Genomic DNA, 21530 nt, shown 5'->3' on the forward strand with positions numbered 1-21530 from the left:
TTATCCTTCCTCGGCAGCAGCGGTCGGCGAGGTAGCGACTTTGGCCCCAGCTTCTACGTAGGTGGTTAGCTCACTTAACCTACCCTTGTGATATAAGCTCAGCAGTGGCAACAATAAGGTGTGTGCAGTGTTGCCAAAACACGGTTCGGTAAAATCATCAGGGAATTGATACAAACGCTGAAAATGCGGTTCCATACCTTCACCAAGCTGACTCTGCTCATCGAGCCATTGCGATTGTGCTTCACGTAATTTTTGAAAGTGATCGCCCTCAGCCTCAACATAAGCCAATGCGGTGCGTGGCATAAACATTAACGGTTGTAGTTGACCTTGCTTAAAGTAGCCGAGCCATTGACCTAATTGGCTCGTTGCTTGCTCGGCGGTGATTGGCGCAAATACATGAAAATGGCCAATATCAAGTAAGTAGCTATTAATGGGCTGGTTTAAGCGTGACACATCGGTTTTACCTTGCATCGCGCACAGGCAAAGGTGGCGTAAATACACCCGCACTAGATCTCTGCCATTGGCCGTGCCGGGTCGATAGTTGACCAGACCTTTGGCACATAGATCATCGATTCGACCCACCAGATTAAGGGTTCTACTTGCCCATTCATTGGCGATAGCCCCATCGCCTAAATTCGTTTTAGGGCTCAATTCAATGGCAATATCAACAGACTGACTAGACTCACCTTTTAGATATAAGCTGCGACCTATGAGCGGCGTTATATCGTGCAGGTACTGTCCCAATAGCAAGTCATCAAACGGTTTCAGCGGGATATTGCCTTGTGCTTTTAAACGTTCAAGTAACACTTCATCGGGTGTTTCAGTTTGATTGTCTATTGCATGATTGATTAACGTCGCCTGCAGCTTATAGCGCTCTAATGCGTTTAAACTAAAGGGCTCATCGTTATCATCGGCACGGATATTAATGGCTAAATCTACTTTTAAGGTGCGATTGAAAAAATACTGGGCGGGATTACGGAAAAATCGGATCAACGCAGAAAGCTCAATCTCTTCAACTTCATCACTTAAAGGCTCAGCGGCACTCAATAGTGGGTTGCTTAAGTTAATAAAGCCGTTAGCGCTGGTTGCTATATCGACAGCGTTATCTTGTGCCATTGGGACGGGGCACCACTGAGCGCTATAACTTTGTTGCACGGGAAGCAAACCTGCGTCTTGGTAGTCGCGGTAGAGGCGTTCATCAAAAGGTTGTAGCGGCTGTTTACAGATCAGCTGTTGCTCAATGGCCTGTTCTATCTGTTCAACCCGTTTGGCCGCCGCTTGATTGTCACCATTGTTATCGGTGTGCAATTCAATCGATGATAACGCCTGGGGTAGATAGACTAATTGACAATATTCCACCAGTTCTGAGACTAACATCGAGGGGATCCGCTCGGAATCATCTCGCTCACTATTACCAATGTAACTGATATAAAGCTGCTCTCTTGCAGACAGTATGGCTTCCAAGAAAAGATATCTATCGTCCAAGCGGCGGGAACGGTCACCTTTACGGGGTCCCATTTGCGCTACCAAATCAAACCCGACAGGATGCTGCACCCGTGGATAGATCCCGTCGTTCATACCGAGTAAACACACCACCTTAAAAGGGATAGAGCGCATTGGCATCAAGGTACAAAAATTGACACTGCCAGCAAGGTAGCGCTGACCGACGCGCGACTCAGATAATCGGCAGTTAAACCAGTTTTGCAGTACTTCTATGGGCAGCGGCGTACTGTGCCCTGATTCGGTTAACTCTTCATCAAGTTTAACGATGGCATCGCGAATTTCTTGCAACTGAACCTGTTCATCATCGTCAACGAGGTAGAATGCATTTAATAATTGTTCTAGTTGAGCGATACGCTCGGCTAAATGGCAGCTTTTGGCGAGTGCGCTATGCACATCATCGAGCGCTTCAATAAAATCGAGTAACTTGCCTAACGCTTGGGCTGTCTGTCCTTCAATGCCATTCACCGTGAGTGTTTGCTGATAAAGAGGGGCGTCATCGGCAAAGCTATAACCCAAAATAAGGCGTTTTATTCCCAGTGACCATGCATTTTGTTCAAAAGCGGGTAGCTGATGTTCCACACGGCTGGTTTCGTCACGGCCCCAGCGTACGCCAGCTTGCTCTAACCACCGCTTGATAATGGTTAAAGCATCATCATCTAGTTCAAAACGCCTCAATACGCTAGGAACCTCTAAAATGCTGAGAATATCGGTCAGCCCGAAGCGGCTTTGATTGATATTGAGCAGATGTAAAAAGCTCGCAATGAGCGGTGATTCTTGCACTGCACCGCGATCAGCAATGGCGTAAGGGATGTAGTGACTGCCTTTTTTGGCGCTAAACACCGCGTCGATATAAGGCGCGTATGCGGCGACATCGGGCATCATAATGACGATGTCTTTGGGCGCTAATGGTTTTCCATTAGCATCTTTTGATTTGGATAACATTTCCAGCAGATGATCATGCAAGGTTTCAACCTCGCGCAGCGGGCTGTGGCAGCTGCGGATGGTAATAGAATGATCGTCTTGTTGTAACAGCCTTCTACCTTCTAAATTCAAATATAGCGAGGCATCAGGACCTAAAACCTGTCCTCGAGTGCTAAGCTCCAAAATATCATGCTGTACGCCATGTAGCATGCAGTCTACGCCTGGATCTTGATAACAGTCTAAGTTGAATGCAGTATGCTCTTCAGGCAATTCCAGCATAAGGTCTAACAATTCTCGACCCATCTTGCCGTTATTGGCCAACAGTGGGTTACCGACTTCTAGTTTATCTTCCCATTCAATATCGAGTTTATTTTTGTTGGCATATTGCAGCGCCATGCGTGCTCTGAGTCTTGGGTCAACAATGTCACCCCAATAGTGCTGGCAAGGGCTAAGGCTAAGCATGATAACGTCGATACGCTTGGCGAGATAATGGAGTACATCCAATGTTTGTGGCGCCATTGAAGAGATCCCAAAGACAAATAAACGCCTCGGAAGCGTATCCATTGAGGTCTGCGGATCATCTAATGCGTCGAATAGCGCTTGATGTAAATTGGCACGATGATATTGGCTTTTTTGCAAGGTATTGGCGTTAAATTCAATGAGCGCCCGCCATAATATCGGCTGCCATGCTTGTGCATCACTCAGCTTCTCACCTTTAGGGGGAAGGGTGGGTTCATTGGCTTCCCATGCCGCTATCCAATCGGGACGATAAACGAGGTATTGGTCAAAGATATCCGCAATTTGCCCACAAAGCTGGTAAAGCTTAAGCGGACTGGGCGCTGTACTCTCCACCGTACTGTGATCTGTGCTATCTGTTGGCGCTGCAGATATATCGGCGCTCTGTTTAACGTGATGGTTACCGTTATTTAAATAGTTAGCTAAGGGCGTAAAGTCATCTTGGTCGATAAGTGACGGCAGTAGTTCCATTAACTTCCACGTCATAGCAGCTTTGGTGAAAGCATTTTCTTTTGGAACATCATCGAGCAAGGTATGGCAAAGTTGCCAAATGAAACTCGATGGCAGTGGAAATTCAAGTGCGGCAGCGATGTTATTTTGCCGCGCTATCTCTAGTCGTAACCACGTCGACATGCCTGGACTTTGCACCAATATGTGTTCTGGCATCAGTAATGGGGTGTCTGGTAGCGGCGTGGTTAGCTCTGCTGCCAATAATTGCGACAAGGCTTCCATCTGATTGGATTGGACTAGGTATAGCATGACGTTCCTTTGACAAAAATGCGCTAGTTTAAGCGGATCATTTCTCGAATTTATCCATTCTATGTGTTTGTTTTATTAAGTGCCAATCTCTGTTTGATGATTATGATTTTTAGCCACCTTGATTGTTTGATAAGTAATCGAGAAAGCTTCTTTTGTGGCTTATTTCCAATATTCTGGTATTTAATGGCAATGTAGTAGCGAGTAAGCTTGTCAAAATCCTTGGCGATGCTGGGGAAGGCTGCTGCAACTCGTTGGTTATAATCCAGCGGCCCTTCGTTGTAGTCTCTGGGTAAGTTTCGCTTTCTAAGTAGCTTACACACCGCATAATAGGCATTAAGATGTCGGTCTTTTGAACGATGAAATTGTATCAACCCTGCGCTATAGGCGATAGATAGCCCTATCACACCTAAACTGACGATGATAAACATCGCCAGCTTGATGCGAGTGACTTCACCTAATACCTCTTCTAAAACACGTTGCTGTTTGTCAGTGTTAAATCCCAGCACCCATACGCTCCAAAAGTAATCAACACTGGCAAATTGCATACGCAATTGGTTAAACATTTCGCTCGTGCGGTAGCTCATGTAACCGAAAGGACTGTCGGCTAAATAGCTCTCCTGTGGATCGAAAAACGCGTCAAAGCCAGCTTCAATTCTTTCGGGGGCTATCATGGCGGTGGGATCAAAGCGAACCCAGCCGCGAGCGGGTAGCCATACCTCAACCCATGCATGGGCCATATATTGATAAACACTGTAATAACCTGCAGCCGAGTTATATTCGCCGCCTTGATAGCCGCTGACCAATCTGGCAGGAATACCTGATGCTCTAGCCATAAAGGCAAAAGCACTGGCGTAATGCACACAAAAACCGGCTTTGTTATCCAGTAAAAAATTATCGATTTGCTGTTTGCCTACCGCAGGAGGCCGCAGGGTGTAGTAATAAGGCTGCTGGGTAAAGTAACGCATCATGGCATCAAGCCGATCGGTTTCTTTGGGGTATTGAGCTGCAAACTGCATGGCTAAACGTGTGGTGCGCGGATTACTGTTGTTAGGCAAGCTTAAATTGACCGCTCTCAAAGCTGGAGACAGGCTCGGCTCTAACGGTTGGTTTGGGTAAGAGGTGACATTGTAAAGCCTTTGTTGATCAATTGGCTTGGAGGCGTACAAACGAAAATCAGCCAACATATTGATGCCGTGATCTTGGCTGGTGGCCCGATCTAAACCAAACAGCCAATGCTGTGAGCTTGGTTGAGCTATGACTGAATAGGAGAGTGCTTTGGCGGAGTTAAGTACATTATTGCTAACGGGTGCGAAGCGCTGTAACCCAGCGGTATTACTGCTTTTGGGGTTTGTGAGCCCGCGTTCGGCAGTGATAATGCTTGGGTTTTGTAACCACTGGGTGCCATCGTAATCCTCCATCACGATAGCTCGCCAGTAAAGCGCTGAATTTTGGAGTAAAGTATTGTCACTAAAGGTGGCTCTAAAAGCCAATTCTGCAGAGCGAGTGAGCTCTGTGATATTGGCGAAACTGACGGTATTAGACAGGCCTGTTTTGGCGCCGCCCTGGGGCGGTACCATCCACAGTGGAGGAAGGCGCGGCAGAATAACAAACAGAATGATCGCTAGCGGAACACTTTGTAATAGGATTTTCGCGCCGAGTTTAGCGGCGTGTTTAAAGTTATTTTCGTCGTGATAAAGGCTAATTAACACACAGGTATTAATGAAGGTGACAACAAGCAACTGCAATGTTGACCACAGGCTTTGTTGCTGAATAAAGGTTAAGGCGATTAAAAAGTATCCAGCAAGCACAACAACTTGTACATCTCTTCGATTGCGCATCTCAATGTACTTAAGGGCGTAACCTAAGATTAATAAATTGATAAGCGCAGTGAGCACACCAATCTTGTTGGCCACCATTGCCAGTGTCATCGCTGAGGCAAAAGCTAAAGTCGTCACCAACCACTTTGGAGGCTTAGCTACTTTGCCGAGATAAATACCTACCCGCCAAATAATACATATAGTGCAAATAGCTAATGACCATACTGTTACTTGCTGGTAAAGAGGCGATAATATGGCGATGTTAGTGATCAGCAGCCACATCAATGTGTGCCTCGAGATACTCCTCAGCGCGGTAAATTTTACTTTTTTATTACGGCTTAATTTAATCATCGCGATACGCTGGGTATTTTTTAGGAAATAGCGCCAGTTGGGTTTGCACTTTTATTCTGTGCTGTTCACCTTTAGCGGGGGCGATGGTATTGGAACCCATTTTGAGGCCGAATATTTGTTGTTTATTCGTCAATTGTTCGGTTTGCCATGCCAGTTTACTTAAGCTGAGTTCTGGGTTGCTGGCGGTTAAGTCAAAGGTTAGCCACATTGGGGCCCCTTGTGGTTGCTGAAACTCCTTAGTTAACATGCCTCGGCCTTGAGCCCATTGTTTCCAAGCCACTTGCTTAAGTGACTCGCCCTTTACGTATTGTTTCAGTCCTTTAAATTCATCAATTCCGGCAATGAATTTACCGCTTTGTAATTGATCATCGCGTGCGCCGAGATTGTAGGCGAGTGTGTCTTGCCCGCTTATGGGTTTAGCAAAAATAACCTGTTTTATGTCCAAATCAACATGAGACCAGGCTCGGCAGAGTCCTAGAGGGTAGCGTGATTCGACTTTTAGTCGGCCTGGCCTCAATAGGCCGCGCAAAGGTTGCAGCACCGTGAGTCGGCTAGGGAGCGATTGAGCAACCACTTTGTTAGCAATTTCCAGAGGTTGGCCATTGAAATTGAGTTGGATCTCAAATGCACTGCTTTTAGATGACAACAAAATAGGGATGTAACTAGGTTGACCTGCAAAAGAATGAGTGGATGACTGAGTACTGGAAAGGGTAAGCCCTGCGAGATTCTGGTAGCTGTAGATGATACACGTATTAAACATGCTTAATAGTAAAAAGCTTAACCCCATTACCAGGTTGTTTTGATAGTTGGTGCCGAAGAGAAACAGAATAATAAACAGACAAATCCAAGCAAAACCGAAACCCGTGGGCAGTATAAAAATACTTTTGTGGCTTAAGGTGACTGATTTAGCCGCTGGTATACGCCGAGATAACCAGCTATCTAATCGAAACTTTATCTGACGTTTAATGGCGGCAAAAGTTAATATCATAAATCCCTTTAACAGCGTGATTAAAGAATGGGGTTTACTTGGCTCAATATCGCTGCTGACATCACCTGACCTTGTTGTTGGGCATTTTGTCTAATTCTATGCTCGGCAACATAAGGGAATATAACTTGTACATCTTCGGGAACAACATACTGGCGGCCACTGATTAAGGCCCAGGCTTTAGCGGCTTGTAAAATTGCTTTACTTGCTCTTGGTGATAAACCTATGCCTTCTGATTGATTTCGTGAGGTATTCACTAAAGCTAGAATATACTTTAGCAGTGAATCTGAGGCGCTGACGTTACTGACGTTTTCTTGTAATGCTTGCAAGTCCATCGCATTTAAGCATTGTGGTAACGCTACTGCGTTGTCATCTTGTTGGTTCTTTAACATAGCGAATTCAGAACTGGGATCGGGATAGCCAATAGATAAGCGCATCATAAAGCGGTCAAGCTGAGATTCTGGCAGTGGAAAGGTGCCTGATTGATCGCTGGGGTTTTGCGTTGCAATAACAAAAAATGGTGCGGGTAAAGGGTATGTCTCACCATCGACGGTGATCTGTTTCTCCGCCATCGCCTCTAGCAAAGAACTTTGGGTTTTGGGGCTGGCACGGTTGATTTCATCGGCAAGGATCATCTGTTTAAAAATGGGACCAGGGTGAAAGATAAATTTTGTTTGTTGCTTGTCGAAAATGGTCACCCCGAGGATATCGGCTGGCAACATGTCACTGGTAAACTGGATCCTTTGATAACTGAGGCTAAGACTTTGCGCTAGCGCGTGAGATAGGCTGGTTTTGCCCATACCAGGTAGGTCTTCGATCAATAGGTGCCCTCTGGCTAAGATGCAGCACAACGCGAGTTTTATCTGGTGATTTTTACCGAGTAAGACCTGATCTAATTGGGCTAATAGAATCGCAATATTTTCATTAGTCATGAGCGTCCTTTACTCAGTTAGATGTCAATAATAAAGTGCTGAAGCTGTTGCTCGCTGGAGAATTAAGCTTATTAATGACTATGGTGGAAAATCCTCTTGCTTTCCACTCTATTATTTGGACTAGGCCAATTAAAAGCGTGTTAGCTTGGTTTTTTGTTAAATGATAACTGGTTCGGCAGTTAATTATGACTTGGCTTATCGTCACTAGGCATATTAGCCATAGAATGCCAGTTCTAGGGTTAACTAATGACTGGTTGTCGCTGAGATGACTTTATCAAGGGTGCCAGTAACTCTTTTCTATCCGCTGAAATGAACAGTGGTTTAAACAGGAATCCTTGTACTAAATCAACGCCAATCTGCTGGGCAAATAATAGTTGTTCCTCAGTTTCAATACCTTCTAGAACGGTGAGTTTATTGGTTTTTTTTGCAAAACTTAATAGCGCGGTAATGAGATGGTGATACTGAGGATCTTTAGCGGTTTCTAGCCAGTATTTATCAAATTTCAGGCAGCTAACTTGGCTTACTAAATCGATTGAAAGCATGGAGTGGGGGGCACCAACGTCATCTAAACCGACGGGAATATCATATTTCAACAATTGTTTGATAAAACTTGCGGCTAGGTGTGCATCATTTATACAGGTATTCTCAATTATCTCAACGCAGATATTGTGCTGCTGTCTAAGCAAAGACAGCATGTCAGGAGTATTAAATTCAACCGCATGAGGGTCAATATTGACGAAGAGTACACCCTCTTTAGGTGCATGTTTAAACTGGAAAGATTTCGCCGCCATTTCAACACTGCTGAGTAACTCATGATGAGCGTGTAATTCTTCAAACACAATATTGGGTGCTATTGGTATGCCGTCTTGGTTATAAAAACGTGAAAGCGCTTCATAACCGTAGATCTCATTGGTGTGAGGATTTAACAGAGGTTGAAACTCTGCACTTAAATGTAGGCCAGTGAGCTGAAACATAGTTCTTTCCAATCGTAGCGCTTCCATGTGAAATGATAATTGTTAACACTATCATGTATTGAGTTGAACAGAATGTAAATAATATTTAAGTGGCTTATTTATAGACACTTATGAGTGATTAGACTAGGGCTGTAGATCTTTCACGGTTGTTTTTTGCCGCAGTTTATTGGCTATTTTGACAAGGCGGAGGCTATGTCGTTTAGTCATTCTCTACAAATAGCCTACAACACAGTAAAAATAGCCAAGAAGCGCGGCCCTTAGGGTTCGTTTCAATACTTTTAGTCTTTTATGACTAGAATGCGTTACGAGTTTTCCGCTTAGCCAGCTAAGCATCATCGCTCAAGCCTCGTACTAAAACCATTATTCCTTACGGTAAAGAATCGAACAAAAACTAAGCTCGAAAGATCAACAGCCCCTAAAAAGTATAGGCTTGTTCAAGGATTGGTTTGCAACACTTTGATGGATCAGAGCCCTATGTAAGGGCTCTCATGAGAACGGTAATACGCTTAGAAAGATATGTAGGAGCCAGCCGTTAACTTTTTTGATGCGGACGCAAAAGTGCCAGTGCTTAAATTGCAGTAATTAAATGCCGGTGCCTAAATGGAAGCAGCTTAGCTGCGATTAACTCTAGGTATGTATTCTTTAGTACTCAAAATTGAGTTCATCTTTAGAAAGTAATTCGGGTATTTTACCTTGCTTTACTTGATAGATAATTCGATAACTTAACACGGCTTGTACGTATTCTCTTGTTTCAGTGAACGGGATAGATTCAATAAAACTCACAGCATCGAGCTGCGCGTCGCTCTTTTTAAGCCACCCCTTAATCCTGTGTGGACCTGCATTATAGGATGCAGTGGCTAGAACTCTATTATTATCGAACTGTTTAAGTAAACCTGAATAGTAGGCACTGCCCAAGGCAATATTAAGTTTCTCATCGTAAAGGCTACGCGTCCCGCGGTAGTTTAGCTTGGCTTTTTTTGCGGTCTGTTTGGCTGTATTTGGCATGAGCTGCATGTAACCTCTAGCGCCGACACCTGAGGTAGCATTGGGGTAATAAGCGCTTTCACGCCTTGCTATGGCGCGTATTTCATCAATATCTACGTGATACTTTTTACTGGCATTGGTAAACGAAGATTGAGCCGCATAAGGGAAGCGCATATCCATATCGTTCCATAATTTAGCTTGGATGCTCGCTTGCACACCTAGGCTGTGCCATTGTTGCGAAATAGCATAGACCGCATACTCTTTTTGCATGGCTTTATCATATCGACTTAATAACATAACCCATTCAGCACGGGCATCTGATTGTTTGTCTAATGCTAACAGTTCCGTTACACGCGCTAGCCCTTTATCTGTAAAAATTTGGCTTTGACGTTCTAAGACACTAAGCGTCGGTTGATGTTGTACCTGAAAGGGGACCTTAATGGCATTCGCCGCTAAAAAGCCGTAAAAATTACGCTGTTGGCTCAGTGATGATAATAGTTTTTGAGCCTTTTGTTGATTTTGCTTAGCGTCACTATTGAGCAAAATATTTGCGCGCCAATATGTCCAGCGAGCGGTATTTTGTTTTTCCTTACTGAGTAAAGGGACAAATTGTTCAAATTGAGTGCGTTCATTTGTTCTTAGTGCCCAACGCAGTCGCATCTCAATTAAATCGTCACTATCAAGCAGCGGTAACATAGTATCGACAAAACTCTTTAGCTCTTCAGTCTGGTAAATTAAGGCTCTACGGACCAGATAACGGCTCAGTTGGCGTCCTTTATAATCGCTAAAACGATCTGCTTTTTGATATTTAGCATATAATTTAACCGCTTGCTTTAAATCTTTTTTTGCTAAACGTCGCAGACCAAAATCTACAATTGTCGAGTTTATCTTGGCTTTCCCACTAAATCTGGAGGTGTGACGAAGGCTACGAGGATCTTTATAGACACTCACTAGGCGCTCAGCGGCTTGCTTATTACTGGTGACTTTTCTTGATAGGTAGCTTAATAGGCCGTATTGACCCTGTTTAAAACTGAGCAGCATTCTTGACCAAATCATCTCTTGAGTCTGAAAACCTGCTTTTTTCCACTCCTTAAACAGTGGGTCGCACTCTTTTGGACGTGAACGGCCATAAAGCCAAAGCTCGCTTGCACCTTTGTAGGCTTGCTGCTTGTCGCCTTTTTGTAATTGGGCACGATAAAAATAGCATTGCAATGAGATGTTGTTGGGTCTTTCGGGGCTAACAGCCAGAAAGTCATTCCAGCGTTTTTGTTTGCCGCTGCGGGTTAAATATCGAGAGCGAGCAGTGTTATATAAAGGACTACCGTCAAATTGGAGAAAAGAGTTTGCTGCTTTGCTACCGGGTTGTTTTAATATCGACTCGATATTTTTGTTAAAATCGAGATAGATAGCCAAAGGGTAATCTGCTAATTTATCGCGTAATTCTTGATAAGTATTTAGCTTTTGTTTATCGAGCGCTTGTTTGGCATCTAAGTAAATTTGCTGCTGAGGCGTTAAGGCCTGAGCAGCAGAAATGGGGTAGGAAATGAACGTTATAACCGCGAATAAAATGCCTCGTAACTGCTTGTGCATCTGCTTAAATCCTCTTTCAATGTCCCTATTGCCAGATATGTTTCTTTATTTTATTGCGAGATGATTTCATCTTGAGATAAGCTTAGCGCTTTATCAAGCAACTGGGTATCGACTTTTTTACTGGTTTCGACTCCGAGTAGCTGCATTTGGTGAGCTTGACGTATAACGTTACCTTTGCCAGATGCGAGTTTGTTCATGGCATTGTTATAATTTTTATCAGCAGATTCCAGAGAGCGACCGATTTTTTCCATGTCTTCTAGGAACCCACATAGCTTGTCGTAAATTTTCCCTGCTTGCTTTGCTATCAACTGCGCATTTTGATTTTGATACTCGTAACGCCAAATATTATGGATGGTTCTAAGTGCCACTAATAAATTGGTAGGACTCACCAGCATGATATTACTATCAAGCGCGTAATTAACTAAACTTGGATCATGCTCTAACGCGAGTAAAAATGCAGGTTCCAGCGGAATAAACATCAATACATAATCTAAGCTCGTTAAGCCGTGTAGCTTTTGATAATCCTTGTGGCTTAATCCCTTAATATGAGCTCTAACCGATACAATGTGTTCTTTAATAGCTTGAGCACGCACGACATCATCGTCACTGTTAAAATAGCGCTCATAAGCAAGCAATGACATTTTCGCGTCGATAACAACGTCTTTATTCTCAGGCAGGTGCACAATGACATCGGGCTTAAAGCGTTTGCCATCGTCGTTTTTTAGCTCTGCTTGAGTGTCATACTCATGTCCTTCGCGTAGCCCGCTTTCTTGTAATACTCGCTCTAAAATAACCTCACCCCAGTTACCCTGTTGCTTGTTATCGCCCTTTAACGCTTTGGTAAGGTTAATAGCGTCTTGGCTCATTTTTAGGTTGAGTTCAGTTAAAGAATCTAATTGATGTTTCAAAGCGCTGCGCTGGCTTTGTTCATGGGCATAAGAGGTTTGTACTTGGACTCTGAACCCTTCAAGCTGTTGTTTGAAGGGCGCTAGCACGCTGTCGAGCTGCTGATTGTTCTGAGTTTGCAGTTTCTCGCTTCTCGCTTCAAATATTTTAGTGGCGAGGTTTTCAAATTGGGCATTAAGCCTAATTTCAGTATCTTCTAGTAATTGAATTTTGTCGTTAAGTGCTTGCTGCTCCGCATCATAGCGTGCCGTGATGGTTTGTTGCATAGCATTGGATTTAGACAGGGCTAGTTGGGTTTCCATTTGCTTGCGCTGATTATCGCTTAACGCTTGCTCAAGCTCTGGGGCTCTTTCTGCTTGTGCTTGTGCCTTACCCAGTTGCTCTATGCGATATTCTAATTTTTCTTGCAAATGACTTAATTGGTCATCTTTTTGATTTAATGATTGTTTTAGTTCTAAAATCTCTGAATTGAGTTCAACTTTTGTCAGTTCAATGTCATCTGTTAGCTGTTTACGAACGTATTCCCATTTAATGCGCGTTTTACGTTGGTTAAAAAGAGCCCCGATTAAAATAGAAAGAAACGCGATTGCGATTATGATGATAATCTCAGGAGTAGAGAAAGCGATATTTAAAGGCATGTGAGAAGGCTCTTAACATGGTTGATGAAAACCGTAGAGTGGCATGCTGCTTTAAACACTGCAAGCTTAAGTACATCAAGTATAAGATGAGTGCTGCAGACGTAATCAGCTGTTAATGAAATGTAATGTTTTAACCGTTACGAAATCTTTTACACAATAGCGCGGTCTGATTATTTAAGTGTTTTAATTTGACGGATCTAGAGGATAGCGGCCAATGAATATAATTAAGAAAGCTGCATGGGATAAATTTAAAGATTGTGATGTAACACCTGAAGAGGTTTACCATGACAGAAGACGTATTCTTAAGCAGATGGGGTTTGTTGGTGCCGGAGCTTTGCTATCTTCACAGGCTAATGCGGGAGTATTTGATCTGTTTTCTAGCGAAGAGGAAAAAGCAGCATTTGCGCGGGTGGCACTACCACATGCGAAACAGACTGAATACGATCATCTGCTTTATGGTGAGCTAACACCTGAAAATAAGGTGATATCACATAACAATTTCTATGAGTTTGGTACCAGTAAGACGGATCCCGTCGAAAATGCGCAGGAATTAAAGGTTAATCCTTGGCAGTTAGTGATTGAGGGTGAAGTTGATACCCCTTTGACATTGGATTATGACGACATTTTAAAGATGTTTCCGTTAGAGGAGCGGATCTACAACTTTAGATGTGTTGAGGCATGGTCAATGGTGATCCCGTGGGTAGGTTTTTCATTGGCCAATCTATTAAAAAAGGCCGGTGTTAAAAGCAATGCAACCCACGTCGCGTTTGAAACATTGTATGACCCTGAACAAATGCCAGGACAAAAGAATCGTTATAGCGGTGGTGGAATAAACTATCCCTATGTTGAAGGTCTTACATTAGCGGAGGCGATGACCGATCTTACATTTATGTCTGTGGGCTTGTATGGTAAAACGTTGCCGCCACAGAACGGAGCGCCAATCAGATTAGTTGTGCCTTGGAAATATGGCTTTAAAAGCATTAAATCTATCGTACGAATTCGTGTGACAGATAACAAACCTAAATCTTCTTGGAATCTCTTGGCCGCAAGTGAATACGGTTTTTATGCGAATGTGAATCCAGAAGTGGATCATCCTCGTTGGTCACAAGCGTCAGAAAGGCGCATTGCAGAAGGTGGACTGTTTTCAGCGAAAAGGATCCCCACACTTCCTTTTAACGGTTATGGTGATCTAGTGTCTGGTTTATATGAAGGACTAGACCTAAAAAGAAACTTTTAATGAGAGGGTTTGATGAAGAATAAACAATTTAGATTAACCTCTCGCTCGCTGTTTTGGCTTAAAGGCTTAATGCACTGTATCGGATTGTTACCTATTATCTATTTGGTGTTATTGGTATTCAATGACAAGGCTGGCGGCGACCCAGTGCAATACATTATCCACTACACGGGGGTTGGTGCCCTCAATGCATTGATTGCGACCTTGTTGATATCGCCTATTGCAAGAAAGTTTAAGCAAGGAATGTTATTGCAAACAAGGCGGCTTGTGGGCCTTTATGTATTTGCCTACGCAAGCCTGCATATATTGGCTTTTTTCAGCCTAGACTTATTGTTTGCGTGGGGACTATTTTTTGAAGAAGTGCTAAAGCGACCATACATTCTAGTGGGAGCAGCAGCTTATTTACTGCTAGCGGCGCTGGCGTTCACTTCGTTTAAAGCCGTTATGCGAAAAATGGGGAGACGCTGGCAAAAGCTGCATAATGCCATTTACCTAATCGCGTTACTTATTCCAATACATTTTTATTGGTCGGTAAAATCTGAGATTATTGAACCGATACTCTATTTTATAATGGTGGGTTTACTGCTAGGAATAAGATTGAAAGCATCACGTTGGTGGAAACAGTTATCTGTTAAAAGTAAATTCAAAGGCAGAGAAATAAATCCTGAATCTTAATGTTTCAATTGTAAGAAGGCTGGGCATTGATAAATGTCTGGCCTTTTTTATAGGCATGAATAAGACGTAACGCTATTAATCTGTTGAAGATACACTGATTTAACTATTGTTCATCGCTGAGCGTGGCGAAATATTATGCCATCGGTTAACACTGGTTTTATTGGGTGTTGACTCTATATAAGGATTTTTTTGTAGTGAGATGTCTCGCTGGCGCCCATCCGTAGGCACTTTACGATTGTTTAATGGAGTAATTATTTAACTAATAGCTGAGGCTTGAAATGCATATTGTTGTGCTTCTATAACATCACAATAATTAAGGAATAGAAAATCACGCGGGCTATTCTTATGCGCTTTCCTGTTGTCTCATGATTTGAATGACGTCATCGTAAGATATATTGAATTGACGAGAAAGATTAATTATTTTTGTTTTATATGTTTGAATGCTTTCTTGTTGAGCAAGTATTTTTTTTTCATTATCGACAAGTTCACTCACAGCCTCTTGTAAAATAAGTAAACGTCGTAAATTAAAATCAAGCGAATCAATATATTTTAGCATTTGTGGCTTATTACGAGCTTGCTCAAGATCGCTGCTGGTTTTTTTATCATAACCGTACTGGTCTAAAGCTGCGATGGCATTTTCTAAATCAAGATTTTCTTTCATAGGAGTCCGAGGTTAACAAGATTCGCGTCTAAAAGTAGACATTGCTAAAGATTATAGTTTGTAATCTATATCTGTAAAAGGAAAAACGTCATTTTTAGTATAAAAGGACAACTATTTACTTGGGTTTAGCTTAATGACCTGTCAGTCTAGTTAATATGATTTACCGCTTTTAAAGCAAGGAACCGCTGATGCTAGATCTATTACCTGATTTATTTGATTCATATGCTGAACGTTTGTCGCTGCTTCCCCCTATGTTTAAGTCTTTCGGTAAACAAGATTGTTTTTGGGGTGAAGTCGTCACCGTTAAATGCTTTAAAGATAACTCATTAGTAAAAGAGGTGTTATCGAAAAATGGTAAAGGTAAGGTGCTTGTTGTTGATGGGCAAGGGGTAACCGACAGTGCGCTACTAGGCGATATGATCGCAAAAAATGCCGAACTGAATGATTGGCAAGGTATTGTGATTTTTGGCTGTGTTCGAGATGTGGCTGCGCTTAAGACCATGGATATTGGCATACAAGCCATTGGGGTTAACCCTGTAAAAACAGTTAAGAAAGGGCTTGGGGAGATTAATATCGCGGTAGAAATATACGGTGTCATTATTTCTCCACATTCATTTGTATATGCTGATCTCAACGGGATCGCAATATCTCATCAAGCTTTAGATTTATCCGTGCTAAATTTATAGTAATCGCTTTTTTTATTCAGATGGAATCTGTCATGAAATTTTTAAAATGGTTTTTTGTAGCAATCTTAGGTTTAGTTGCAGCGTTGGTGTTATATATCACCTTAATTTTTGACCCAAATGATTTTAAACCTCAAATTGTCGATGTGGTTAAAGATAAAACCGGTCGTAATTTGGCAATAAGCAGTGATCTATCGTGGACCTTCTTTCCTAGTTTAGGGATCAAGCTTGGGGGGATCACACTTTCAAATCCAGAAGGGTTTGAAAATGCAGCCATGGTTTCAATCAATGAAGTCGTCGCGGAAGTGGCCTTAATGCCTTTGCTAAAGAAAGAGGTAGAGATCTCCCAGCTAAACTTAGATGGATTGACATTGGCGTTAGAAACTCAAAAAGACGGTAGAACCAGTTTTGATGGGCTTACTGGGCAGGCTAGCGATAACGCTCAACCACAGACCAGTGACGGTGCGGCATCAAATGCAACGTTATCAAAATTAGATATTGGCGGTATTTCAATCACCAATACCAAAATCAGTAATTTTGACCATCAAACAAACACGACACAAGTATTGTCACTCAAGTCATTAACGCTAGGGCGTTTTCAGCTAGATAAGTTTGCGACATTGCAATATGAGTTATCCGCGTCATTACCCGATCTTAATCTAGACAGCAGTGGTGAAGGTCAAATTAGAGTGTCCCAAGATCTACAACATGTGACGATTAACGACTTTGTGGTGACAAATCTTATCACTGGTAACAGTATTCCAAACGGTTCTTTAAAAGCTGACGTCAATACGTCGCTTGAAATGGCGCTAGATAAGCAAACAATGAGCTTAGTGTTAGCCAGTTTCAGTGCCGCTGATATTAATGCATCAGGTAAAGTCGATATTGCCTATGGCGCTAAAGTCCCCACTGTAGTCGCCAAACTTGATATTGGAGATATTGATATCGATCGATTATTGCCAAAACAAGAGGAGGGCGCTGCAACTCAAAAACAAACCAGTTCATCAAATGCGGCTGCAGTTGAACCGGATTTAACGGCAATGAAAACGGTTAACTTAGATATCAACGTTAATGTTAAATCAGTAAAAGTAGCCAATTTAAAAACTCAAAACTGGGTATTTAAAATGGTCATGAAGCAAGGTGTTGCTAATATCAACCAGTTATCAGCCGATTTATATGGCGGGACGATAAAGGCGTCGGCAAAACTCGATGGCCGAAATAAAGTGGCACAGTACCAGTTTGACAAGCGCTTGAGTGGCGTCGATATTCGTGCATTATTAGTGGATGCAGCTGAAGTCGATATGCTCGATGGTACGGCTAACTTCAATGTTGTAGGCAAGGGTAGGAGTTTACTCCCTGATAATTTGAAAAAGAACTTACTGGCCAATGGCAAATTTGAAATTGCCGATGGCGCTATTCATGGTGTCAATATTCCACAAATGATCCGCGATGCAAAAGCCAAACTTGGCGGTGATATGTCACCAAGTGACTCAACAGAACAAAAGACAGACTTTACCAGTATGACGGGGTCTTTTAAGGTCGCCAATGGGGTTGTTTCAAATCCTGACCTTCATATGGCGTCCCCACTCATACGTCTTACGGGAGCGGGGACCGCGAATGTCATCAATGAGGCTTTAGATTACAGACTGACCACGTCGGTCGTTGGCTCGCTGGAAGGGCAAGGAGGCAATGAACGCGATGCGCTATACGGTGTTGAGATCCCATTTGCAATAAGCGGCACAATGTCAGAACCTAAATTTTCGTTAGATACTAAAGCCTTGTTTGATTCACAGCTAAAAGATGAAACCAATAAGCTGAAAGACAGCTTATTTAAAAAATTCGGAGGATTTTGATGTTATATAAAGCAGGATTAGGTTTAGTGGTATTAAGTGCTTTGGGCTGCTCGCAGGGCGCGACGAGTCAAAGTTCGATAGAGGTTGCTGAGATGACAAAAGCAGAGAGTAATGCCAAGGTGTCGCCAGCGATTATTACTCCAATAGCTAAGAGTGATGATATGAAGGCTAAGCTTATCGCCAAAAGCTTGTTTGATGGCAAGTTGATGGTAGATCGCGTTGCAGGTAGTGCAATGAAAGTAACGTTGCAATACACCAATAATCAATCACATGGTGTGCCACTGATGTTTCGTTCAGGAATGACAGCTGACCTATGGCTGTTTAATTCAGCAGGCAAAAAAGTATGGGCTTGGTCTAATGAGATGATGTTTACTCAAGCGTTACGTGAAACGGTGATGGCAGCGGGTAAAACGCAAAACGTAAAATTTAACATTGCTGCTGATGTGGCATCCGCTATAGAAAAGGGTTATTACTTACAGGCAATATTTTCAGGGCAAGCAACTGAATCTACAACCCCAGCAATGGCACCGGTACTGTATAAGTTTTAACGTAAGTAAAGTTAAGAGGGGCGATTGAATTATTTGCCCTGAATAAAAATGCCGATACGCTTTGCTTATCGGCATTTTTGTTTTAGCACCATGACACACCTTAGTGGCTATCGCATTCGTTTTATAACGTCAGCAAACGCAGTGTTTATTGAATGCAGTTCACCAACATTCTCACCCGAACGACACTTGAAGACTGTTTTTAAATCGTGTTTTTAAATTGCGGTGTTAAGTCGAGGTATAACTAGCCTTCATCATTCACAGCTTATAAGCTGCCGCTATAGGTTTAGCACAGCAAAAAAGTGCACGATTAAGGTCTGGTAGGTAGCACCTACAGGTATAAAAAAATCCGACCTCTGATAGAGCTCGGATTTTGTATTTAAGTTCATTTTCAACAAGGACTACGTTGAAATAGACTTGCTATTAACCAGCGAAGTTTGCGTTAACAAATTCCCAGTTAATTAGCTGCCAGAAGTGAGCCATGTAATCAGGGCGAACATTGCGGTAATCGATATAGTAAGCATGTTCCCAAACATCAACAGTCATGATTGGCGTTACAGTTCCATCAGTCAGTGGAGTCGCTGCATTGCTCGTATTAACGATTGCAACAGTACCATCAGCTTTCTTCACTAACCAAGTCCAAGCGCTACCGAAGTTGTTAACTGCAGAATCTGTAAACTGTGCTTTAAATGCTTCAAAAGAACCAAAAGCTGCAACAATAGCGTCAGCTACTGGTCCAGTTGCTTCTCCGCCACCATTTGGTGAGAGGCAGTTCCAGTAAAAAGTGTGATTCCAGATTTGAGCTGCGTTGTTGAAGATACCACCAGTAGAGGTCTTGATGATCTCTTCTAGGCTCTTCTGTTCAAGGTCAGTTCCTTCAACTAGGCCGTTAAGCTTTACAACGTAAGTGTTGTGATGCTTACCGTAATGATAGTTGATTGTTTCTTCTGAGATATGCGGCTCAAGTGCGTTTTTTGCGTAAGGTAATGCTGGTAATTCGAAAGCCATTAGTTTTCTCCGTTAACTCTAGATTGTTGTTTTATGCGTTCTTGCTCACTGCGAGACATTTTACCTAATAAACTTGTGAAGTGTATCATTGTTTATTCGAATTGGTCGATTACCTCAATCGATTATATCTATTAGCAATTGTCCTTACTAAAAGTAGGTTTTTGTTCTGTACTATACTGGCGTACAATAGCTAAATTGCAATGTTGTATAACTCAGGAAATAAAAATGGAAACAGTTGAGAAAATCAAGCAGCAAATAGCTGAGAATCCAATTATCGTTTACATGAAAGGCTCACCAAAGTTACCGAGCTGTGGTTTTTCTTCTCAAGTCGCGCAGATCATGATTAATTGTGAAGCGCAATTTGCATTCGTTGATATTCTTCTGCACCCAGATATTCGTAGCGAACTGCCTAAATACGCTAACTGGCCGACTTTCCCACAATTGTGGATTGAAGGCGAGCTGATCGGTGGGTGCGATATCCTTACTGAAATGTTCCAAAAGGGTGAGTTACAGACCCTTATCAAGGAAACGGCTGCAAAACATAAAACGGAAGATGAGCAAGCGAGTAGCTAATCTTCAGTTTGTTAAAGAAAAGCCCTGAATATTTTAGATATTCAGGGCTTTTTTATTGATGGGGTCTTATGAAGAATGCAAACTCAGTGACCTAAATCTGATCAATGTCTTCACTGATGATTTTGCTATGCGCTGCTGCATTATCTGGAAGCACAAGATTCATTAATATCGCTACGATACCGCATAAACTGATCCCGGTAAGGCTAAATGAACCGATACCAAAGGCCATCCCCCCAATACCAAAAACCAAGGTCACACCCACGATACTTAAGTTACGCGGTTCATTCATATCAACATTATTTTTGATTAAGGAATTAAGCCCTACTGCTGCGATTGAGCCGAATAGTAAGCACATAATACCGCCCATCACTGGGACGGGGATAGTTTGCATCAACGCGCCCAATTTACCGACAAAGGCCAGAGTAATGGCGGTAATGGCAGTCCATGTCATGATCACGGGATTAAAGGCTTTCGTCAGGGTTACAGCGCCAGTCACTTCAGAATAAGTGGTGTTTGGTGGACCACCGAATGCAGAAGAGGCTATGGTCGCAAAGCCATCACCCGCGAGTGTTCTGTGTAAGCCTGGTTTCTTGATGAAATCTTTTCCTGTGACGTTGGATATCGCTAGAATATCACCAATGTGCTCTACCGCGGGTGCTATCGCTACAGGGATCATAAAGAGGATGGCATGCCAGTTAAATTCTGGAGCCACAAAGTTAGGCATGGCAATCCAGCTTGCGTTGGTCACGGCTGAGAAATCTACGATACCAAATGCCAAGCTTAAGCCATAGCCAACAGAGATACCTGCCAAAATGGGCATTAACTTCAACATGCCTTTAGCAAATATTGCCACCGCGATGGTAGTAAACAATGAGGCCAAAGAGATGATTAATGCCGTATTTTGTTCTATTAATACTAAGCTTCCATCGCCTGTTTTACCGATGGCCATATTGACCGCAACAGGCGCTAAGCCCAATCCGATAACGATAATAACCGGACCAACAACGACTGGAGGTAATAAGCGTTTAATAAAGCCTGGGCCGCGAACTTTGACAACGGTGGCTAATAACACATACACCATGCCGGCGGCCATCAGTCCACCCATGGTTGACGGGATCCCCCATGTTTGCACGCCATACATAATGGGTGCAATAAAGGCGAAAGAAGATGCTAAGAAGATCGGGATTTGACGCTTGGTGATTAATTGAAAGATTAAGGTGCCGATCCCCGCAGTAAATAATGCAACATTGGTATCTAAGCCTGTCAATAAAGGCATCAATACTAGCGCACCAAAGGCGACAAACAACATTTGTGCCCCCTGCAAAGGCTGTGTAAGGTTTTTCATTATTATTCTCTGATTTTAAATAAACTTATCAATCATATCTTTATGCAGCAAAATATAAAGCGATTTAGCTCAAACTA

General features: G+C 42.7%; 16 protein-coding genes. 6 read left to right on the plus strand and 10 right to left on the minus strand.

Annotated features, from left to right (window positions below):
* The 7 genes from recC to rmuC form a co-directional block, all read right to left on the minus strand.
* Positions 1-3699, minus strand: a complete 3699-nt coding sequence (gene recC, locus L2729_RS09315; RefSeq protein ID WP_248988028.1) for an exodeoxyribonuclease V subunit gamma — start codon at positions 3697-3699, stop codon at positions 1-3.
* 59 nt (positions 3700-3758) lie between these two features.
* The gene (locus L2729_RS09320) at positions 3759-5798 is read right to left on the minus strand and encodes a transglutaminase TgpA family protein (RefSeq protein ID WP_248988029.1); all 2040 of its coding nucleotides are present in this window, start codon (positions 5796-5798) and stop codon (positions 3759-3761) included.
* A gap of 61 nt (positions 5799-5859) precedes the next feature.
* Positions 5860-6855, minus strand: a complete 996-nt coding sequence (locus L2729_RS09325) for a DUF58 domain-containing protein (protein ID WP_248988030.1) — start codon at positions 6853-6855, stop codon at positions 5860-5862.
* A 20-nt stretch (positions 6856-6875) separates the two neighbouring features.
* Positions 6876-7784, minus strand: coding sequence for an AAA family ATPase (locus L2729_RS09330; RefSeq protein ID WP_248988031.1), 909 nt, complete (start codon positions 7782-7784; stop codon positions 6876-6878).
* 239 nt (positions 7785-8023) lie between these two features.
* Positions 8024-8758: an EAL domain-containing protein gene (locus tag L2729_RS09335; protein ID WP_248988032.1), complete on the minus strand. Its 735-nt coding sequence runs from the start codon at positions 8756-8758 to the stop codon at positions 8024-8026.
* Positions 8759-9400: 642 nt separating this feature from the next.
* Positions 9401-11332, minus strand: coding sequence for a transglycosylase SLT domain-containing protein (locus tag L2729_RS09340; RefSeq protein WP_248988033.1), 1932 nt, complete (start codon positions 11330-11332; stop codon positions 9401-9403).
* A 50-nt stretch (positions 11333-11382) separates the two neighbouring features.
* Positions 11383-12876, minus strand: a complete 1494-nt coding sequence (rmuC, locus tag L2729_RS09345; protein WP_248988034.1) for a DNA recombination protein RmuC — start codon at positions 12874-12876, stop codon at positions 11383-11385.
* A gap of 214 nt (positions 12877-13090) precedes the next feature.
* Here rmuC and msrP point away from each other — a divergent pair, with 214 nt between their 5' ends.
* Together msrP and msrQ are read left to right on the plus strand one after the other, a co-directional pair.
* On the plus strand, positions 13091-14113 hold the full coding sequence (gene msrP, locus L2729_RS09350) for a protein-methionine-sulfoxide reductase catalytic subunit MsrP (RefSeq protein ID WP_248988035.1): 1023 nt from the start codon (positions 13091-13093) through the stop codon (positions 14111-14113).
* Between the two features lie 12 nt (positions 14114-14125).
* A complete protein-coding gene (gene msrQ, locus L2729_RS09355; protein ID WP_248988036.1) occupies positions 14126-14785 on the plus strand; it encodes a protein-methionine-sulfoxide reductase heme-binding subunit MsrQ in 660 nt (219 codons plus the stop codon).
* A 343-nt stretch (positions 14786-15128) separates the two neighbouring features.
* Here the strand turns inward: msrQ and L2729_RS09360 are convergent, their stop codons facing one another.
* Positions 15129-15446 (minus strand): hypothetical protein, encoded by a 318-nt coding sequence (locus L2729_RS09360; protein WP_248988037.1) that lies wholly within the window; start codon positions 15444-15446, stop codon positions 15129-15131.
* Positions 15447-15634: 188 nt separating this feature from the next.
* On the opposite strand from L2729_RS09360, the gene L2729_RS09365 reads away from it, so the two are divergent.
* From L2729_RS09365 to L2729_RS09375, 3 genes are read left to right on the plus strand one after another with little or no spacing between them, the layout of a single operon-like run.
* Positions 15635-16132 carry a putative 4-hydroxy-4-methyl-2-oxoglutarate aldolase gene (locus tag L2729_RS09365; protein WP_248988038.1) on the plus strand — a complete coding sequence of 166 codons (498 nt, stop codon included), beginning with the start codon at positions 15635-15637 and terminating at the stop codon, positions 16130-16132.
* A gap of 32 nt (positions 16133-16164) precedes the next feature.
* On the plus strand, positions 16165-17982 hold the full coding sequence (locus tag L2729_RS09370; RefSeq protein ID WP_248988039.1) for an AsmA family protein: 1818 nt from the start codon (positions 16165-16167) through the stop codon (positions 17980-17982).
* Positions 17982-18530 (plus strand): BsuPI-related putative proteinase inhibitor, encoded by a 549-nt coding sequence (locus L2729_RS09375; protein WP_248988040.1) that lies wholly within the window; start codon positions 17982-17984, stop codon positions 18528-18530. The genes L2729_RS09370 and L2729_RS09375 overlap by 1 nt, the downstream gene beginning before the upstream one ends.
* 420 nt (positions 18531-18950) lie before the next feature.
* Here the strand turns inward: L2729_RS09375 and sodB are convergent, their stop codons facing one another.
* Positions 18951-19535 carry a superoxide dismutase [Fe] gene (gene sodB / locus L2729_RS09380; protein WP_248988041.1) on the minus strand — a complete coding sequence of 195 codons (585 nt, stop codon included), beginning with the start codon at positions 19533-19535 and terminating at the stop codon, positions 18951-18953.
* Positions 19536-19760: 225 nt separating this feature from the next.
* Between sodB and grxD the strand changes: the two genes are divergently transcribed.
* Positions 19761-20108: a Grx4 family monothiol glutaredoxin gene (gene grxD / locus L2729_RS09385; RefSeq protein WP_101090975.1), complete on the plus strand. Its 348-nt coding sequence runs from the start codon at positions 19761-19763 to the stop codon at positions 20106-20108.
* Positions 20109-20199: 91 nt separating this feature from the next.
* On the opposite strand, the gene L2729_RS09390 is transcribed toward grxD, so the two are convergent.
* A complete protein-coding gene (locus L2729_RS09390; RefSeq protein WP_248988042.1) occupies positions 20200-21453 on the minus strand; it encodes a uracil-xanthine permease family protein in 1254 nt (417 codons plus the stop codon).
* Positions 21454-21530 lie beyond the last annotated feature (77 nt).

It is taken from the genome of Shewanella gelidimarina (genome assembly GCF_023283945.1).
Taxonomy (GTDB): Bacteria; Pseudomonadota; Gammaproteobacteria; order Enterobacterales; family Shewanellaceae; genus Shewanella; species Shewanella gelidimarina.

What these genes read in the sequence shown, in the direction of transcription:
- recC (WP_248988028.1), bottom strand. Translation starts at nt 3,699, where the DNA reads ATGCTATACCTAGTCCAATCCAATCAGATGGAAGCCTTGTCGCAATTA.
- L2729_RS09320 (WP_248988029.1), bottom strand. Translation starts at nt 5,798, where the DNA reads ATGTGGCTGCTGATCACTAACATCGCCATATTATCGCCTCTTTACCAG.
- L2729_RS09325 (WP_248988030.1), bottom strand. Translation starts at nt 6,855, where the DNA reads ATGATATTAACTTTTGCCGCCATTAAACGTCAGATAAAGTTTCGATTA.
- L2729_RS09330 (WP_248988031.1), bottom strand. Translation starts at nt 7,784, where the DNA reads ATGACTAATGAAAATATTGCGATTCTATTAGCCCAATTAGATCAGGTC.
- L2729_RS09335 (WP_248988032.1), bottom strand. Translation starts at nt 8,758, where the DNA reads ATGTTTCAGCTCACTGGCCTACATTTAAGTGCAGAGTTTCAACCTCTG.
- L2729_RS09340 (WP_248988033.1), bottom strand. Translation starts at nt 11,332, where the DNA reads ATGCACAAGCAGTTACGAGGCATTTTATTCGCGGTTATAACGTTCATT.
- rmuC (WP_248988034.1), bottom strand. Translation starts at nt 12,876, where the DNA reads ATGCCTTTAAATATCGCTTTCTCTACTCCTGAGATTATCATCATAATC.
- msrP (WP_248988035.1), top strand. Translation starts at nt 13,091, where the DNA reads ATGAATATAATTAAGAAAGCTGCATGGGATAAATTTAAAGATTGTGAT.
- msrQ (WP_248988036.1), top strand. Translation starts at nt 14,126, where the DNA reads ATGAAGAATAAACAATTTAGATTAACCTCTCGCTCGCTGTTTTGGCTT.
- L2729_RS09360 (WP_248988037.1), bottom strand. Translation starts at nt 15,446, where the DNA reads ATGAAAGAAAATCTTGATTTAGAAAATGCCATCGCAGCTTTAGACCAG.
- L2729_RS09365 (WP_248988038.1), top strand. Translation starts at nt 15,635, where the DNA reads ATGCTAGATCTATTACCTGATTTATTTGATTCATATGCTGAACGTTTG.
- L2729_RS09370 (WP_248988039.1), top strand. Translation starts at nt 16,165, where the DNA reads ATGAAATTTTTAAAATGGTTTTTTGTAGCAATCTTAGGTTTAGTTGCA.
- L2729_RS09375 (WP_248988040.1), top strand. Translation starts at nt 17,982, where the DNA reads ATGTTATATAAAGCAGGATTAGGTTTAGTGGTATTAAGTGCTTTGGGC.
- sodB (WP_248988041.1), bottom strand. Translation starts at nt 19,535, where the DNA reads ATGGCTTTCGAATTACCAGCATTACCTTACGCAAAAAACGCACTTGAG.
- grxD (WP_101090975.1), top strand. Translation starts at nt 19,761, where the DNA reads ATGGAAACAGTTGAGAAAATCAAGCAGCAAATAGCTGAGAATCCAATT.
- L2729_RS09390 (WP_248988042.1), bottom strand. Translation starts at nt 21,453, where the DNA reads ATGAAAAACCTTACACAGCCTTTGCAGGGGGCACAAATGTTGTTTGTC.